General features: G+C 70.4%; 2 protein-coding genes. Both read left to right on the forward strand.

Annotation, left to right across the window (positions count from 1 at the left end; genetic code table 11):
- The first annotated feature begins 87 nt into the window (after positions 1–87).
- The gene (locus A5673_RS01735) at positions 88–1,047 is read left to right on the forward strand and encodes a metallophosphoesterase (protein WP_068226786.1); all 960 of its coding nucleotides are present in this window, start codon (positions 88–90) and stop codon (positions 1,045–1,047) included.
- A partial coding sequence (locus tag A5673_RS01740; RefSeq protein ID WP_156747761.1) for a pyridoxal-phosphate dependent enzyme occupies positions 1,044–1,648 on the forward strand: 605 nt, incomplete at its 3' end. The genes A5673_RS01735 and A5673_RS01740, both read left to right, overlap by 4 nt.

The following is a 1,648-nucleotide window of genomic DNA, read 5'->3' on the forward strand; positions in this document are numbered from 1 at the left end:
CCGGGCGGCCCACCGCCCCCCTAGGCGCGCGGGGATCGTGGCGCCGGGTACCCGCGGCCAGAAGCCAACCGGCAGTAGGCTGCCTGCATGGCTGAAGTTATGCCCGTCCTGATGCGCACCGGCGCGGTCGCGCTCGGCTCGACCGTGGCCGGCATCGGTTATGCCGCCTTCGTCGAGCGCAACGCGTTCGTGCTGCGCGAGATCACCATGCCCGTCCTGTCGCCGGGGTCCACGCCGCTGCGGGTGCTGCACATCAGCGACCTCCACATGCTGCCGACACAGCGCCGCAAACAGGCCTGGCTGCGCGAGCTGGCCGCTTGGGAGCCCGACCTGGTGGTCAACACGGGCGACAACCTGGCGCACCCCAAGGCGGTGCCCGCGGTGGTGCAGACCCTGGGCGACCTGCTGTCGCGGCCGGGCGTCTTCGTCTTCGGCAGCAACGACTACTTCGGGCCGCGCCTGAAGAACCCGCTGAACTACCTCACCAACCCGTCGCATCGGGTCCGCGGCGAGCCGCTGCCCTGGCAGGACCTGCGGGCGGCGTTCACCGAACGCGGCTGGCTCGACCTCACCCACACCCGCCGCGAATTCGAGGTGGCCGGCCTGCACATCGCCGCCGCGGGCGTCGACGACCCGCACATCGACCGGGACCGCTACGACACGATCGCCGGGCCGGCGAGCCCGGCCGCGAACCTGCGCCTGGGGCTGACCCATTCCCCGGAGCCGCGGGTGCTGGACCGCTTCGCCGCCGACGGCTACCAGCTGGTGATGGCGGGGCATACCCACGGCGGGCAGCTATGCCTGCCGTTCTACGGCGCCCTGGTGACCAACAGCGGCCTGGACCGCTCCCGCGCCAAGGGACCGTCGCGGTGGGGCGCCAACATGCAGCTGCACGTGTCCGCGGGCATCGGCACCTCGCCGTTCGCGCCGGTGCGATTCTGCTGCAGGCCCGAGGCGACCCTGCTGACTCTGATCGCCACCCCGATGGGTGACCGTGATGCCACCAGCGACCTGAGCCGTTCGCAGCCAACAGCTTCGGTGCGTTGAGCGATCGGGCGCGGATCGCGGTCCGCACCCTGCCACGAGACTGGACGGACAACGCGATCCGGCTCATCCACGCCGACGCCCGGCGCAGCGCCGACACCCACCTGCTCCGGTATCCGCTGCCGTCGGCCTGGGACACGGGCGTCGACGTCGCGCTGTACCTCAAGGACGAGTCGACGCATATCACCGGCAGCCTCAAGCACCGGTTGGCGCGGTCGCTGTTTCTGTATGCACTCTGCAACGGGTGGATCAACGAGGGCACCACGGTCGTCGAGGCGTCCTCGGGGTCGACGGCGGTGTCGGAGGCCTACTTCGCGGCCCTGCTGGGCCTGCCGTTCGTCGCCGTGATGCCGGCGTCCACCAGCTCATCCAAGGTGGCACTGATCGAATCCCAAGGCGGCCGTTGCCATTTCGTGCATGACTCGGGCGAGGTGTACGCCGAGGCCGAGCGCGTCGCGCGCGACACCGGCGGCCATTACCTGGACCAATTCACCAACGCCGAGCGCGCCACCGACTGGCGCGGCAACAACAACATCGCCGAGTCGATCTACGAGCAGATGGGCGAGGAGCGACACCCCATCCCGGAGTGGATCGTGGTCGGCGC

The organism is Mycobacterium sp. E3198, assembly GCF_001667015.1.
Classification (GTDB): Bacteria; Actinomycetota; Actinomycetes; order Mycobacteriales; family Mycobacteriaceae; genus Mycobacterium.

Excerpts from the sequence above, each read along its gene's own strand:
- A5673_RS01735 (WP_068226786.1), top strand. The coding sequence starts at position 88 with ATGGCTGAAGTTATGCCCGTCCTGATGCGCACCGGCGCGGTCGCGCTC.